13 protein-coding genes and 6 pseudogenes are annotated in these 15,535 nt (G+C 37.4%); 9 read left to right on the top strand and 10 right to left on the bottom strand.

The window, feature by feature from the left end; genetic code table 11:
• Positions 1–249: 249 nt before the first annotated feature.
• Positions 250–579: pseudogene (locus FTU35_RS08675) on the top strand (recombinase family protein); the annotation flags it as partial.
• Positions 580–654: 75 nt separating this feature from the next.
• Here FTU35_RS08675 and FTU35_RS08670 read toward each other — a convergent pair.
• Both FTU35_RS08670 and FTU35_RS08665 read right to left on the bottom strand, forming a co-directional pair.
• On the bottom strand, positions 655–1,143 hold the full coding sequence (locus FTU35_RS08670) for a GNAT family N-acetyltransferase (RefSeq protein WP_004733307.1): 489 nt from the start codon (positions 1,141–1,143) through the stop codon (positions 655–657).
• Complete coding sequence (locus tag FTU35_RS08665; protein WP_004733309.1) at positions 1,133–1,399, bottom strand: DUF1778 domain-containing protein; 267 nt, start codon at positions 1,397–1,399, stop codon at positions 1,133–1,135. The genes FTU35_RS08670 and FTU35_RS08665 overlap by 11 nt, the downstream gene beginning before the upstream one ends.
• Before the next feature lie 185 nt (positions 1,400–1,584).
• Here FTU35_RS08665 and FTU35_RS08660 point away from each other — a divergent pair.
• Positions 1,585–1,848: pseudogene (locus tag FTU35_RS08660) on the top strand (helix-turn-helix domain-containing protein); the annotation flags it as partial.
• Between the two features lie 253 nt (positions 1,849–2,101).
• On the opposite strand, the gene FTU35_RS08655 reads toward FTU35_RS08660, so the two are convergent.
• On the bottom strand, positions 2,102–3,670 hold the full coding sequence (locus tag FTU35_RS08655) for an ATP-binding cassette domain-containing protein (RefSeq protein WP_159124549.1): 1,569 nt from the start codon (positions 3,668–3,670) through the stop codon (positions 2,102–2,104).
• A gap of 343 nt (positions 3,671–4,013) precedes the next feature.
• Here FTU35_RS08655 and FTU35_RS08650 point away from each other — a divergent pair, with 343 nt between their 5' ends.
• Positions 4,014–4,259, top strand: a complete 246-nt coding sequence (locus FTU35_RS08650; RefSeq protein WP_000246755.1) for a type II toxin-antitoxin system RelB/DinJ family antitoxin — start codon at positions 4,014–4,016, stop codon at positions 4,257–4,259.
• Positions 4,249–4,541 (top strand): annotated as a pseudogene (locus FTU35_RS08645) (type II toxin-antitoxin system RelE/ParE family toxin). The gene FTU35_RS08650 and the pseudogene FTU35_RS08645 overlap by 11 nt, the downstream one beginning before the upstream one ends.
• 127 nt (positions 4,542–4,668) lie before the next feature.
• Here the strand turns inward: FTU35_RS08645 and FTU35_RS08640 are convergent.
• Complete coding sequence (locus tag FTU35_RS08640; RefSeq protein WP_016658833.1) at positions 4,669–4,998, bottom strand: four-helix bundle copper-binding protein; 330 nt, start codon at positions 4,996–4,998, stop codon at positions 4,669–4,671.
• A 782-nt stretch (positions 4,999–5,780) separates the two neighbouring features.
• Here FTU35_RS08640 and FTU35_RS08635 point away from each other — a divergent pair.
• Positions 5,781–6,138: pseudogene (locus tag FTU35_RS08635) on the top strand (type II toxin-antitoxin system RelE/ParE family toxin).
• The gene (locus FTU35_RS08630; RefSeq protein ID WP_096902794.1) at positions 6,131–6,433 is read left to right on the top strand and encodes a helix-turn-helix domain-containing protein; all 303 of its coding nucleotides are present in this window, start codon (positions 6,131–6,133) and stop codon (positions 6,431–6,433) included. The pseudogene FTU35_RS08635 and the gene FTU35_RS08630 overlap by 8 nt, the downstream one beginning before the upstream one ends.
• A gap of 43 nt (positions 6,434–6,476) precedes the next feature.
• Here the strand turns inward: FTU35_RS08630 and FTU35_RS08625 are convergent.
• Positions 6,477–7,633, bottom strand: a pseudogene (locus FTU35_RS08625) (IS4 family transposase).
• A gap of 207 nt (positions 7,634–7,840) precedes the next feature.
• Between FTU35_RS08625 and FTU35_RS08620 the strand changes: the two are divergent.
• The gene (locus tag FTU35_RS08620; RefSeq protein ID WP_096902802.1) at positions 7,841–8,038 is read left to right on the top strand and encodes a hypothetical protein; all 198 of its coding nucleotides are present in this window, start codon (positions 7,841–7,843) and stop codon (positions 8,036–8,038) included.
• Between the two features lie 116 nt (positions 8,039–8,154).
• On the opposite strand, the gene FTU35_RS08615 is transcribed toward FTU35_RS08620, so the two are convergent.
• Both FTU35_RS08615 and FTU35_RS08610 read right to left on the bottom strand, forming a co-directional pair.
• Positions 8,155–8,433, bottom strand: coding sequence for a helix-turn-helix domain-containing protein (locus tag FTU35_RS08615; RefSeq protein ID WP_000361155.1), 279 nt, complete (start codon positions 8,431–8,433; stop codon positions 8,155–8,157).
• Positions 8,426–9,730 (bottom strand): type II toxin-antitoxin system HipA family toxin, encoded by a 1,305-nt coding sequence (locus FTU35_RS08610; protein WP_000816116.1) that lies wholly within the window; start codon positions 9,728–9,730, stop codon positions 8,426–8,428. Before FTU35_RS08610 ends, FTU35_RS08615 begins: the two co-directional genes overlap by 8 nt.
• A gap of 216 nt (positions 9,731–9,946) precedes the next feature.
• Between FTU35_RS08610 and xseA the strand changes: the two genes are divergently transcribed.
• Both xseA and xseB read left to right on the top strand, forming a co-directional pair.
• Positions 9,947–11,215 (top strand): exodeoxyribonuclease VII large subunit, encoded by a 1,269-nt coding sequence (gene xseA / locus FTU35_RS08605; RefSeq protein WP_000004127.1) that lies wholly within the window; start codon positions 9,947–9,949, stop codon positions 11,213–11,215.
• Positions 11,205–11,399: an exodeoxyribonuclease VII small subunit gene (gene xseB, locus FTU35_RS08600; RefSeq protein WP_001058302.1), complete on the top strand. Its 195-nt coding sequence runs from the start codon at positions 11,205–11,207 to the stop codon at positions 11,397–11,399. Before xseA ends, xseB begins: the two co-directional genes overlap by 11 nt.
• 253 nt (positions 11,400–11,652) lie before the next feature.
• Here xseB and FTU35_RS08595 read toward each other — a convergent pair whose 3' ends face one another.
• From FTU35_RS08595 to FTU35_RS08585, 3 genes and pseudogenes are all read right to left on the bottom strand, one after another.
• On the bottom strand, positions 11,653–12,951 hold the full coding sequence (locus tag FTU35_RS08595) for a Y-family DNA polymerase (protein WP_000100479.1): 1,299 nt from the start codon (positions 12,949–12,951) through the stop codon (positions 11,653–11,655).
• Complete coding sequence (locus tag FTU35_RS08590) at positions 12,948–13,520, bottom strand: LexA family transcriptional regulator (protein WP_000193118.1); 573 nt, start codon at positions 13,518–13,520, stop codon at positions 12,948–12,950. The genes FTU35_RS08595 and FTU35_RS08590 overlap by 4 nt, the downstream gene beginning before the upstream one ends.
• 436 nt (positions 13,521–13,956) lie before the next feature.
• A pseudogene (locus tag FTU35_RS08585) lies at positions 13,957–15,290 on the bottom strand (ISNCY family transposase).
• Between the last annotated feature and the right edge of the window lie 245 nt (positions 15,291–15,535).

Below are 15,535 nucleotides of genomic sequence, written 5' to 3'. Positions count from 1 at the left end.
ATTACTGAAATTACGTTACAAATAGAAAATACGAAATGTAATACATTGAACCAACATAAACACTAATTTGGACTTTAGTCTTCATATAGATGTTTTGTGTAACTTTAAAGTATACCCTAAAGTTACACTGTGAAAGCTGTAAAATACATGTCTCATTTAAATGAAATTCATACATACGTTACATGTAACTTTTAAGATTAAGATTCATTAGTTACAATAAGCAGAAATAGTCATCTAGTAGATAACAATATGAAAGGTCATAAAGTTGGATATGTCAGAGTCAGCTCTATTGACCAAAATATTGGACGCCAACTTGAGGGAATTGAAGTAGACCGATTATTTGTCGATAAAGCTTCAGGAAAAAATACAGCCCGTCCTAAATTTCAGGAAATGCTCAGCTATGTCCGTGAAGGTGACATGATTGTTGTGCACTCTATGGATCGCTTCGCTAGGAGTCTTAAAGATTTAGTGACTGAGGTTGATCAGCTTGTAAAAAGGGGAGTGGCTATTCAGTTTGTGAAAGAGAATATTACATTTACGGCTCAGGCCACCCCGATGGATAATTTGATGTTGCAACTTGCAGATTATTGGATAAATCAGCCACTAATTCCTGTAAGCAGTTTACCAGTCACTCCTATTGCTAGTAGACCACTTTCAATTGAAACTAGGTATTTCACTCACTGGGTATATTAATGTTAATGGATTTGATGTTAATGAAATAAAGCCGAAACGCTGATAAAACTCCATCGCTTTTTTATCTTTAGCATGTATTACAACAAAATTAACACCAATAATTTGAGCAACTGTTGAAACTTGTTTAAGAGCATGGGCTAAAAGCACTTTCCCAATTCCTCGCCCCTGAACGGTTTGATCAACGGCAAAGCGACCTACAACTACACAAGGGAGCGGATAACGAGGTAATCGTTTAGTAAGCACAGTATCAACTACATCAAATCCTATGGATGTGCTGGATAAACAATAAAACCCTCTCACTTGTAGATCATCATCAATAGCAACATACGTTTTACTTGTTCCTGATTTCTGATGTTGGGATGCATACTGTTTTATGAATTTATTTAAATCATCTTGCCCGCAATTAAATGATTTTTTCTGATGATGGGCTTGTAAAACCTCAATTTTCATCTAATAAACTCATTAATTTTTTCATCTCATCATTTGCAGGGCGTGGGTTCTCAAGTATGTTCATTAACATATCTCGATCAGCATTATTTACTTTTAACTCATAATTAGATTTAAGTAATTCTTTTGCTCTTTCAAATGAGGATTGAAGCATAAAGGAACTTACACTGAGTCCCAATAAATTCGCAGCTTGTTCAATTACATTTTTTGCATCTACTGTTGAACGAATATTAATTCGTTCCGTTGCTAAGTTAGTCATATCCCACCCAACAAGTACATCAATTTGATGTACAAATTATAGCAGATTAAGATTGTGCTTCAAGATTCAAATTTGGATATTTTGTTTTGAATTATTTGAATAGAAAATCAATGGCCTACTACTATCCAAAATGAGTGGCAGGATTTGAATAAGAATAACTGGTAGGTTTACATAAGAATACTCAGCAACTTATGGGGGCTTTTGCCCAATTTGAACGAGAGATTATTTTAGAGCGCCAAAAAGAAGGGATTAAGATTGCAGCGGCTCAAGGTAAATATAAAGGTCGAGTCCATAAGTTAAATCAAGAGCAGGCTGAAGCTTTACGACACGCCTGGAAAGAAGGGAAATATCCATCGAAAGTCGATTTAGCTAAAGCTTTTGGTATTAGCAGACAGGCTGTCTATCGCTATTTGAAAAATGAAAATGTCATCGATAGACTTTATATTTGAAGCAACAGAAGACCTAAAGGGCTTTACTGGTATCCATTGATTGTTCAGCAACATTAAATAAAACCGTGGAACATTGATCAAAGAATAGGCGTGGAACGTGAACAATCATAAAAAAAGCCCATTCGAGGGTGAGTGGGCTATAAAACTGAAATCAACACATTGAATTATAACACAATTTAAAAAGTATTGCGTATAAGGTGTATTATGTTAATTTTAGTAGAACTAATAAATCTATATATTTGAAAATGTCATTTTACTCAATTAAATACTCTTCAGATATTTCACACTGTTCAACAAAAAAATGATCATGTGAAACTAAAATTACAGCGCCCTGATATTGGCTAATAGCCTGCGATAGAAGCTCTCTAGACTCAATATCTAAATGATTTTCTGGTTCATCAAGCAATAATAAATCAATACCATCAGGATAGTGACTCATTGCTAATAATGCGACTTTCAATTTTTCACCACCACTCAGTTCTGATAGTTTTAATAAAGCTTTTTCACGACGAATACGTAACTGACCTAACAAATTTCTCCACTCAACTTCAGTAAGATTGGAGTTATAAAGTGCAAGGTTTTCGATTACGGATAAATCATTATTTAATAAACTAAAGTTTTGATCTAAATACAAACATGTTCCACTAAAGAAAATATCATCACGTTGATGGGTAGAAATCAATTTCAATAAGGTTGATTTACCAATTCCATTAGCACCTTTAAGATGGATTTTTTCGCCAGCTTTCAATGCAAAATTAATTTTATTTGTTGCTGTATGGGGTAGCTTTAAATCATGAATTCTTAAAATCTCTCCTTGCTTCGTACTCTGTAAGTGGAATTCAAACTTCTGAGCTTTGATTTTTTCTACAATGGTCTGCCTATTAATCAGACTATTTTTCAAATCATCAGTTTGTCGAGTTTGTTGGGCACGTAGCTTACCTAAGCTTTGTCCAGCATTTTCCTTTTTGAAATCTAGAAAAATCTTTGCTTGAGAATTAGAATCACGAAGTTCATTGCCTTTAGATTGACGTTTATTCGCTTTCATTAAGCTATCATGTTGCCGTTGTTTTAACTGCTTTAATTCTTTTTTCTCATTATTAATAGACTGAGTTAATGCATCCATGTGTAGCTGATGCTGTTGAATGTAATGCTCATAATTACCTTTGTAGTGTTGTAAGCCTAATTCAGTTAAAGCATAAATATGTTGGACTTGATTGAGTAATTGGCGATCATGACTAATCAGGCATACACCACTAGGGTGTGCCAAAATACTCTCAATTAACCATTGTCTAGATGTTGAGTCTAAATGGTTGCTTGGTTCATCTAAAAGTAGATAGTGATCCTTTTTTAAAAACAAACGACATAAAGCCAGCTTTGTTTTTTGTCCTTCACTCAGTTTTTCTGTTGGAAAGTTCAAATCCGTAGGTAAGTCAGCATTTTCAAGTATATTTTGCCATTTTTGTGGTAAATCCCAGGTATTTTCAACTAACTCATAATCATCAAAACTAGCTGTATTGTTCTCTATACGCCGAAAAGCATGATGTAAATGATCTACCTCTAATGCTTGTGCAATATTTTCAGCATTAAGGCGTTCTAATTGTGCCAAATAATCATGTTGGATATTCCATGAAACTTGACCACTATAATGAATATCTAAAGCTTGGCTTTGATCTAATATTCTGAACAATAGGGATTTACCTAAACCATTACGTCCAATTAATGCAGAAACCTGTCCTGATAAAAGCGTAATGTTTAGCTGATCAAACATTTTCTGTGTAGAAAATTCTAAATTTAAGTTTGAAGCAATACATGCATGTTGCATAAAAAATTCCTCATGTAGAGGATATGCAAAATAGTGAAGATTAACTTATAAAAAACAATATATTATTTAGGATATAAAGTAGAGACCAAGAATATATAGCCACAAGTAGAATCTATTTTGCACATCAAAAGTTTAAAAATAATGATGAGAAAATGACTTACTTCATTGGCGTTACTCTTGGGAGGATGATTTGAATAAGGTTATTTTATAATGATAAGACAATCTGTCAAGCTTGTACTAAAGCTTCTAAAAGTTATTTAACATAATGGCTGTTATGCGAAGTCGACTTGTAATGCAATTTGCATTACAATATTCCTAGTACATTAAATACTTGGGAAATATGATGGCTACTGTTAACTTCAGGATCGATGAAGCCCTTAAAGAAAAATCTTATTCAATCCTTAAAGAGCAAGGTATTGCACCTACTGATTTCTTCACTAGTATTCTTGAGTATGTTGCTACGACTGGGAAACTGCCTGTCAAAAAAGCTTTGCTTTCGGAAGAAGATGAAGAATTATTAGCTCTTGTCCGTAAGCGCATTAATGATCCTAAAGAGATGTTTGAGGAAGTCACATTAGATGACTTATAAGCTTTTACGTCACAAGGACTTTACAGCAGAATGGGAAAACTCCCTGTTGCTATACGAGATCAATTTAAAAAGAAACTAGCCAAAGTCATAGAGCAGCCACATATTCCAAAGAATATGCTTAGAGGCGATCTTGCAGGTTGCTATAAAATCAAATTATTAAAAGCTGGTGTCCGACTTGTCTATCAAGTTAAAGATGATCAGGTAGTTATCCTGCTCATTACCGTCGGAAAACGAGCTGATAGCATAGTTTATGACGAAGCGAAAAAGCGAATTAAAGACTAAAAATGGGAGCTTAAAGCTCCCATTTTTGGCTTCGTATAAGGTGTATTATGTTAATTTTAGGAAAGGCTCTAGACTAGCAGAATGATTATGTTAGTCTAGAGCATATAATTAACATTATTGAAGTATTTTACATGGCAATTTTTCGACATTCTTCTGCACACTGACGGCAAGCCTCAGCACATTTTTTACAATGATCATGTGAATGTTTTTCACACTCTTCCGCACAATATTCACAGATCTTAGCACAAAGCTCACAAATCTCTTTGAGGAAAGGTGAGTTATGTTGTTGCATACGCACACATAACTGACAAATATCTGCACATTCTAGACAACGTTGAATACATTCACGCATCATCTCTAAATCTTTTTCTTTTAAACAAGAAGTTGCACATTCAGTACAAATAAGTGAACAGTTTGTACATGCAGAAATACACTTTGAAAATTCCGTATTAATCATTTTTTACTCTCAACTTATATAATCAAAGAAATAATTAAAACATAATTTTTTTCTACTAATTATTTTAAATTATTAGTAAATGTAATACATAATGTTAATTTATATGAATAATGTTAATTTTAACTAAATCTTATTTATATTCCAAATTATTAAAAAACAGTTTTTAATTAGGATAGATGATCAAGTATCAAAAGCAGCTATTCTTAAAATAACTGCAATAATTTTATCACTTTAAAAATAGATTTTCCCTCTATTTAACATAATGGTGGTTATACGCAATACACTTGTATATTAATATAAATATCAGATACTTAATAAAACCAGAAAAATCTAAAAATGCACAAAAAGCCGATTTTGAAACAAGTCGGCTTTTTTATGAGCGGTTTTGATATTTTTTGCCAACATTTTTGCTCAAAAAACACTCAAAACAGAAAATCACCTACAATCTATAAGGCTTTCAACCTGAAAAAAATCCACAATTTATGGGGATAACTCTGGGGCTATTTTTAAGCCATTTTTGTACGCTTTGACGTACAGTAATTTAAGGAATCTGCTTCTAGCTGATCAAAGCTTTATTTCTTATGATGTAGTCAAGGAAAGCAGGAAGCTCCAAACAACAAGAATAAGAAAGATCAGCACAAGGATGGTTAGGTACGACAGAAGTTATACCTTGCAACCAAACACGAAAAACCCCGACAGGATGTCGGGGTTTTTTATTACCATTTGAAAACTGACTAAGTTCACTATAAAATATAGACTATAATCTATATTTTGGTTGTGATATGTGGACAGTCATCACAACAGATCTGTTTAATGAGTGGCTTGAGCAGCAAGATGAATCAACACAAGAGAAAGTCCTCGCAGCTTTGGTCGTTCTACAGCAGCAGGGACCTAGCTTAGGTCGCCCTTTAGTGGATACCGTGTATGACTCTAAATTTACCAATATGAAAGAGCTACGCGTTCAGCATAGAGGTAAACCACTTAGAGCCTTTTTTGCATTTGATCCATTACGACAGGCCATTGTGCTTTGCATCGGTGATAAAGGCGGTAAAAAGCGTTTCTATAAAAGAGATGCTGGACATTGCAGAACAGCAATACGAACTTCATCTCTCAACCCTAGGAGAACAATCTAATGGCTAAAACCTTACAGGAATTATTGGTTAGTCGCTCTCCAGAGAGCCAAGCACGTATTAAAAAAATGGCTGATGAGCTACTGTTAGAGACTCAGCTCCATCTTATTCGAGAAGAGTTAGAGATTTCCCAAAAAGAACTTGCTGAAACTTTGGGAATAAAACAGCCATCACTTTCAGCAATTGAAAATCGTGGTAATGATTTAAAGATTTCAACCATGAAAAAGTATGTTGAGGCAATGGGTGGTAAGCTCCGTATTGATGTGGAGCTTCCAACAGGAAAACATATAGGATTTAATGTGTAACGATAAAAAAGGTAGCTATAAGCCACTGCTGTCCCACAATTTTTCACAAGAGGAAGCTTAAATAAGCTTCCTCTTGTTTAATGGGGATTTTATCGGGTGAGAATAAAGCTTTTAACGTTTTTCTTTCAAACAAATTCACTTGAATGATTCTGAGTAAGCGCTGCACTGTCCAGCCTTCTTTCCCCAGATGTTGAGCGAAACTCACCAGCAAATAGGCGATTAACGCGATCCAAATTTGAGTTTGTATGGCATTACGGCTTCGGCCTAGAAATGACTTTAATTTTAAATTCTGTTTAAGTGCTTTAAAGAACAGCTCCACTTTCCAACGGTCTTTATAAATTGCAGCAATCGTTAATGCTGCCAGATGAAAGTTATTACTCAGAAACTCAAACGTCCTGTTCTTATCGGTATCATAAAATTCTATACGTCTTAATAATTTGGGAGCACCTCTTTTCTTTGCATAAGCACTACTTAATTCAATCCATTCATCCGCAATAATACCTTTAGATGCTAATACGCTGCGGCTAGATTTCACTTGATAAACTGTCTTTGGGCGCAATCGGGTGACAAAACTGACCTTTTGATGAGTCAATTGGGCAAACCATTGATAATCAATATATCCTTTGTCAAATACGACAATACTGCCAGCAGGAAATTTGAATGCTCTGCCTTGTACCATATCATTTTCAATGCCATCCCCAAGCGCCACAAATTCAGGAATGGTATTGCTGTAATTTAAGCCAACGCTAAGTTTCATGCTGGCTTTGGATTCATGCACTTTGGCCCATTCACATAAGGAAAATGACAGATCAATATGGCTGGCATCCAGGGAATATAAGGGATTCTTAAAGCGGAATTTATGAGCTACTTTTGAGTGTTCATAAGATTTAAGCAAGGTGTAAAATAGCTGTTCATACAAGGCTGCAGGCTGTTCCTGATTGATTCGAGCCAGTGTACTGCGAGGGTGATAGACTTTGCTCCGAGAGCATTCAGCTTTTCTTGTTGACACTCTAGATTAGATTGAATATCCCGCAGACTTTGTCTGCAGGAAAGTTGAGACATCAGTATGGCAATGAACTGATCCCATCTTGAAGCGGCTCTAAATTTCTGACCGACATGATGTATTTGAACAAGACGTTCAAAATCTTGTCGGAGTATGGGTTTAATCAATTGATGAAATACGGTATTCTGATATGACAAAACCTGAGTCCTTGGTCGTTAAAGTGTTGGTTCGCACTTATATTTTAACGATTCAGACTCAGGTTTTTTTATTTAAATCAAACTATGGGACAGCAGTGAGCTATAAGCTCCCTTTTTTGTGTTAGAAACCATTTAAAGTGTCTGTATTCTCACCATTAAAAATGTCTGGTTTATGATGATCTAAATAACTTCTCAGGATATGACTCTATGAACGACACTGAAAATCAAAAAAAACTCCCATTCTCAGAGGATGAATTACTCGAAAATATAGATGAATATAAAGCACATGCAGATGAAATTACTGTGCTTACAGAAACCGAATTCGATTATTCATATTTCAAACACTCTACTCCATTTTTTCAAAAACAAATTAATTACTGTAGAGACAAAACCCTTGCTACATAAGGTTTTGGAGTCGTTTGTCTAAAAATAATCATAAAACAACCTAGAGCCTGTTTATTTCCTCTTTGTATCCTTAAACGGATAAGATTTTAGAAAAACCGATGGCTCAGAATTAAAAATCATTTAACTTTTATTTGTAATTGTAAACCGAAAGTATCGAGTAATTTCTGCATGGATTTCAAAGTAGGATTGCTCCCTGGTTGCTCCATTTTTTGCAGTGTCTGTGGCGCAATCTTAGTAATTTTAGCCATATCATTCAGTGTTAAATGTAGCTCTGTTCGAATAAATCGAGCAACTTGATAAAAAGACCAGTCTGGATGATTATTGATGGTTTCAAGCACAGATAGTCTTTTTTCCATTTGTTGAATAGGGGTCAATGGTTTAAAACGTTTATCCATGGCTGATCTCCTCCAACTGCTGGCAAATATTGATTATTCGATATTGGCTATTTTCCAGAATTTCATCCGCTACTTGAAGAGCCTGCATCTTTTCTAACAATCCCCGATAAATTGGTAACTGTTCAATTAATAAAGTTTTAATTTCTTGTGGACCAATCGAAGTGCTTTCAGCTATCTGCTCAATCACAGAACTCAAAAGTGGCATACCACCATGATCATCTCTTTCCCAACGAGTAGTACGTGCAATACCATCAGGATGTAACCACATTGGCGCAAAATCAAATAATGGTGTGAGCTGAATTTTACCATTATTGAAGCGTTGGATTGCTGTATTGCGAGTATGGTTATCTTTATTGCCTAAGGCAACATTTGCGAGATCACGCTTCAAATACTCAAATACTTCCTGCTTTGGTTCGGTACAAGCCTCCATAAGCAGGGTACATATTTGATTATGGGTCATTCTAACCCCAAAGCCCGCCTTCCCACCTAGAGATGCAAGGCTTTCCTGAGCAATTCTTTCAACTTTGCCATTAATTACTTTGCGATCAAATCTTGGAATAAACAAAGTCTTGCCATGTAGCTCAAGATCCCGGTGTACACGTAGTTGCAAGTACTGAGCGACTTTCATATACAAAGCTTCGTTCATCAGGATTTTATTCAAATTTTGATCACTGCCGCGGCTAAATTTAACCAACCAATGCTGCTTAACTTGATCATCTGGAAGAGTATGATCTAGATAGAAAAGATCATCATAACCTTGTGTTAACAACAATTTTGGCCACTCACCCTGAATACCAGATGAACCAGCAATAAAAAGTCCATAAGATGCGAGCGATTCAATAAACTTCTCTTTACGTTCAATAATTTGGCTTAGGCTAAATCCCTGATTCTGCAGCTTTGGGAAATGACTTTGTAACCACTCATGAGCCTCTTTGACTCGCAGATTCCCAATTGGATTTCCTGCGCCTGCTTTTAAAAGCGCCCAGTCCGCTTGTTCCTGAACATTCTCAGAAAAATCAAGCTGTATTAGTAATTCTTTGCGGCCGTATCCTTGAGGTAATAGATCCATAAGAAATGCTGGCCAAGTTGATTCCAATCTATTTTGAACGTTCACTGGTAAGTCATAAGCAAGCGCATGACCATCTCTTAGATCCATATATGAAATAGCATATTCGAACAAATATGATGTACGTGTAGCTGCCTGCCATCCAGCATTTTGATCATCCGTAACCTCAACCAAAGCACAGTCATGCCATTCATAGTCTTGGTAGATTTGCAGTGTACAGTATTGCTTCATAATTTTATTAAAATAGTAAAATATAATGATTTTATTGATTATATATCTATTTTAATATAAAAGTATAATTAAACTAAAAATCTCAATGATCACTCTAGGTGTCTAAGAAGAACTTATACATTTCTCAAAATTGCAATAAACTCATCTGATTTGCAGTAGAATTGATCAATATTAGGTTAAATCTCACCTCCTTATATTTTAGCTATCCTTTACATCATGTCAGAACGTCAACAACTCAGCCTTAGTGAATACCTTGCCACTGTACAGGAAGTCATCCATCTGACTTTTGATGGGGCAGTGTGGGTCAAGGCTGAGATCCGTAATTTAAGTATTAAAGGCGGTCACTATTATCTTGAGTTGGCTGAGAAAGATGAAGAAAGCCATAAGGTGATCGCTAGTTGTAAAGGCACCATTTGGAAATTTACGGCACAAAAAATAGTTCTAAAGTTTGAACGAGAAAGTGGTATTGAACTGTCGAAAGACCTGAATGTACTGATCAAGGTCAAAGCTAGATTTGATCCGCAATATGGCTTCTCGGTCAATATCGAAGATATCGACTCTAGCTTTACTCTAGGAGACATCGCCAAACGCTATCAGCAGATTCTGCTGCGACTGACTGAGGAAGGCCTGCTCAATAACAATAAACAGTTGCCGGTACCCTTTGATATTCAGAATGTCTTGGTCATTGCACCGGAAAATGCTGCAGGGTTAGGTGACTTTAAAAAAGATGCGGATGCCCTGGCTCAGGCTGGTGTCTGCCATTTCGTTTATCATTCAGCAACTTTTCAGGGTAATACTGCTTCTGCCAGCATCATTCAGGTTTTGGGCCGTGCCTTAAGACAGTGGGCTCAAGATTACTTGATAGCACCAGACCTTATTGTGATTATCCGTGGTGGTGGAGCCGTGAATGACCTAGCTTACCTGAATGATTATGATCTGGCCGCACTGCTGTGTAAAAGAACTGTGCCTATCTGGGTCGGTATTGGCCACGAGAAAGACCACACTATTTTGGATGAAATTGCACACCGTTCCTTTGATACTCCGAGTAAAGTGATCGCAGGGATCCGTAACCTGATTGTGGAGCGAGTCAATGAAGTTAGTACTGCTTTGCAGACCATCAAGCTACTGTCACAGCACCAGTTGATCACCTACCAGAGCCAGAGTGATCAGTATCTGAAAACTATCAAAACTCTGACACAGAACCAGATCAATGAAGCCCAACGTAGAGTTGATATGCTGAAGAGTGATACTAAGTATCTTGCTCAACAACAGATTAAACTAGCTTCACAGCAGGTAGAGTCATTGATGAGGGAAACCTTGCTACAGAATCCACGTAATGTGATGGCCAAGGGCTATGCAATTGTCCGTAGCCAAGGCAAAGCCATCCGTTCCATACAGCAGATTACTGACCAGCAATTACAGATTGAACTTAAGGATGGCACCATTGATGCCACCGTGACACAGGTAAACGCACATGAACAATGAAGAACTAAGTTTCAAGAAAGGTTATGAAATTCTCAAGAAAAATGCCGAATTTCTTGAATCTCAGGAAGAACCGGATATTGATAACCTTATGGCGATCGTTGAAGAGTCCATGACTGCCTATAAAGCCTGCAAATTACGTATTGATGCTGTGCAACAGGCGTTGAATGACACCTTTAAAGAATAAAAATTCTAGGTCGAGAAAAGTCTAGAATGTTCTAGAAATAAAGGACATGAGATGGTGAAAACTGACAGTTAACCCAATAAATTTGCTTGAGCAGAGTTTTATTACTAACCACCTTTTCCTCGAGAGGTGTTACATGGATCCCAAACAACATACTTACGTTGTTAAATGGTTGACTGAGGATCAAGCCTGTGTCGGCTTATGTGTCGAGTTCTTCATTAAGCTGACTTAAACCAAATAGGTGAGGCTAATTAATTTAATGGCTGATCTTTAATAATCCCTGCCAGCTGAAATAGTTTTGGGTCAAATGGGTACGATTCATGGACCACTTTCGTTGTGGCAAGTAGCAGCTGCCAACAGCTAATTTAGTTTTCCCATATCTCGCCTGTACCGCTTCTAAAGTCTGCATGAGGCTTTCATTACTTTCACGCTGGCTGTGGTCCGTCAGCAGGTCAGGAGTAAAGCGCTGCTTAGCAATTAAATCCGTCAGAATTACACCACACTTTTTATATTTCACGTCAGATTTATAAATGTGTTCCAGCAGTTGCATAGCTGTTTTAATCAGATCCAAAACACAATCCGTCGGTTCAGGAAACTCAAAAGCCAACGATTTACTGTAATAGGGAACCTTTGAATCAAAAGGATTCGATTGCACAAAAGCAATGACACATCCACATAAGGAAGCGTCTGCTCGTAAACGTATGACCGCATCCTGTACATACTTGCCCATAGCCTCTTTGAGATCATCTTGCTCGGTAACTTTTTCACCAAATGAACGACTTGCTATGATTTGCTGTTTGGGGGGAGGGGCATCATCTAACTGCATACAAGAAACACCTTGCAGCTCCAATACTGTTCTTTGCATTACCACAGAAAAAAGGCTCGCCATGCGATGAGAATCTTGCATCACTAAATCCAGTACCGAATAGATTCCCATGGCATTTAGTTTTTTAACTAACTTACGACCAACGCCCCAAACTTCACCGACCTCAATGTCTGAATAAAGCATTTCCTGATCTAGGAAATCCATATTGAGTAAGTTACACACACCCTTGAAACCCTGTCTTTTTTTGGCAAGATGGTTGGCCATTTTGGCTTCAGTTTTACTACGCCCGATACCAATCGAGACGGGCAAGCCAATCCAATCCAACAATCGTTGTTTCATGTGATGCGCATACTGAGTTAAGTCAAAATTTTGTGCATAACTGGTCAGGTCTAAAAAACACTCATCAATTGAATAGATTTCCTGTTCAGGTGGCGCAACAAAACTAGCCAAAATTGAATGAAAACGCTTGGACATTTCAGCATATAAAGCATAGTTACTGGATAACACCACGACCTGATGTTGCTGAACAATATCTTGTATTTGAAAGAGAGGAACGCCCATTTTGATGCCCAGCGCTTTGGCTTCATTACTTCTTGCCACAGCACAGCCATCGTTATTGCTGAGAACAATGACAGGTTTGTTGTTTAGACTGGGATTAAATACCCGCTCACAACTGACATAACAGTTGTTAATATCAATCAGGGCATAAATCCGCTCGTAACTGCTCATCTGAACTTCTTGATCACACTGGTAACCACACCCCAAATCAGCATGGTTTGATTATCTTTCAAATAGATATCAGCAAAATCAGGATTAGCCGCCTGCAACCAGCATTGATTACCCTCAATCATTAAACGTTTAATCGTAAAATCATTGTCTATCAATGCCAGAACAATATCCCCATGCTTGGCTTCAATACTACGGTCAACGATTAGCTTGTCATTCAGATCAATCCCTGCATCACGCATGGATAAGGATTCCACTTCAACGATAAAGGTTGCCTGTTGGTTTTGAATAAGAAACTCGTTTAGATCAAGGGTCTTATCGATATAGTCCTGAGCAGGGGAAGGGAAGCCTGCAGCAACTTTTTGCAAAGCAACAGGAATCTCATAATGTGTTTTTGTCTCAAGCAATGTAATAGAGGAAATATCGTTAAACTTTGGAGTGTCATTTTTTTTCAGGTATTTCTTGATTTCCAATACACGAGACTCTGGCACCCGAATGACCTTGGTCGGTTCGTTATAGACAAAAGGACGGCCAGAACCTTTGCGTGCACCACCATGCTTATTTTGCGTCATTTTTATTATCAATCTTGATTATGTAACATAATTAAGATTATAGAAAACTCAGAATATAAAAACAAGATTGTCCGTTCTTTAATAAAGTATTATCCCAAATCTTGGGATTGCCATGATATTAGCAAAGCCACAAGATCAGTCAGACGACACAATAAAGATTGTCTAATCCTTGATCGTAGAGACTTTATATTTGAAGCAACAGAAGACCTAAAGGGCTTTACTGGTATCCATTGATTGTTCAGCAACATTAAATAAAACCGTGGAACATTGATTAAAGAATAGGCGTGGAACGTGAAAAATCATAAAAAAAGCCCACTCGAGGGTGAGTGGGCTGTAAACTAGGTGTTAGCATACTGAATTATAACACAATTTAAAAAGCTGTTGTTATTCACCAATTAAAATGTCTATGCGATAAACCATTTAAAATGTCCTGTTTTTAACTGCAAGAGTCAAGAACAGGATTTAAATTTCTTTGTTCATTGCTAGCTTTCTGAGCTTTACGACTCGGCATACTTTTCTTGGCACGGGAACGTTTATTCTGTTTTTCCAACTCTTCATGCTGTTGTTGGATATGGGCCAGAACTGCGCCTAACCGTTTATTCTCAACCACTTCATTCTGCTGCAGTCCAGTCAGTTTATTGAAGATACTGTAGTTGATCTTCCGTCCTTCATACATGATCGCAACAGTGCCATCCGGGTACTCCAGAAATGAAATGTATTGTCCAACTAATTTCTGGTTCAATTCAGTCGGTTCAAGCATATAAATACATTTGTCATACGTCAGGGTTAGATTCTTGGTGACCTTACGTGGTTCCTGCCAGGTAAAAATATCATCCAGTTCAAGATCAGATTCGGTTAATGGTCGATGTAAATTCTTTGAGTTACGCGCACACTTGGCGAACTTCTGATTGAACTGCTCAATGAAGCAGGGTAGCCAAGCATTGGCTTCAGCAATCGAACTGATGCCTTCCAGACGCATCTCTTTGATCAGACGATCCTGAAGTGTCCTGTTAGCACGTTCCACACGTCCTTTGGCCTGTGGTGAGTTGGCAAAAATAATATCGATGTTTAACTCATTCAGAATCCGCCCAAATTGCGTGATCTTGCTGTCTTGGCTCGATTTCTGATTCACTCGGAATACTGAGTGTTTATCGCTATAAAAGGCCAAAGGCTTGCCATATTGCTTAATGTAGGCTCTCGTGGAAAGCATATAGTCGAAGGTCGTTTCAGCCTCACAAAAGCGCAGATGCAACAGCTTTCCAGTGGCGTCATCGATATAAACCAGCAAACAGCATTTGGCGGATCGTCCTTCAAACCAGTCATGATAGGAGCCATCAATCTGGATCAGTTCACCGAAGCAATCACGGTTATATCTAGGCTGATATGGACGTTTCAGACGCTTGGATCGCGGAATCCAGAGCTCATTGGCAGTCATCCAGCGACGAACTGTTTCCACAGGAATATTCAGCTCAAACATGCTGCTGAGCTTCTCATGCGCCAAGGTGGGCCCAAAGCCCAGCAGATGTTCAGAAATAATGGAAAGGCACTTTGCTTTTAACAAGTCATCATGGCGACGATGGCCAGGTTGACCACGACTGGCATGAGCCAGACCTGAAACACCATCTTGATTGAGCTTCTGCAATAACCGGGTAATTTGACGGGGGAAAGATTCAGGATTTCAGCAGCACGGACTTGGGTAATACGATGATCTCGAACGTCTTGCAGAACCGCAAGACGTTGAATTTCTTTGTCAGACATAGTGATCAGCATCTATATTTCATATCCAGTCCATGATGGTTAAATCATCATAAACTAGACATTTTTATTGGTGAGAATACAGACACTTTAAATGGGTTCTAACATCTGTATTTCGTATAACATTGATTATGTTAAATAGAATAGAATTTGAACGATAAAAAATTAACAGTCATACATTATCATTAACAAATAATAGGGGACATTTTTTATGGGTGATAAATTGAAAGAAATACCAGCACTTACTGGGTGTTTTATTG

The organism is Acinetobacter sp. YH12095 (genome assembly GCF_013419245.1).
GTDB lineage: Bacteria > Pseudomonadota > Gammaproteobacteria > Pseudomonadales > Moraxellaceae > Acinetobacter > Acinetobacter towneri.
This window is presented reverse-complemented; position numbering and strand designations above follow the sequence as displayed.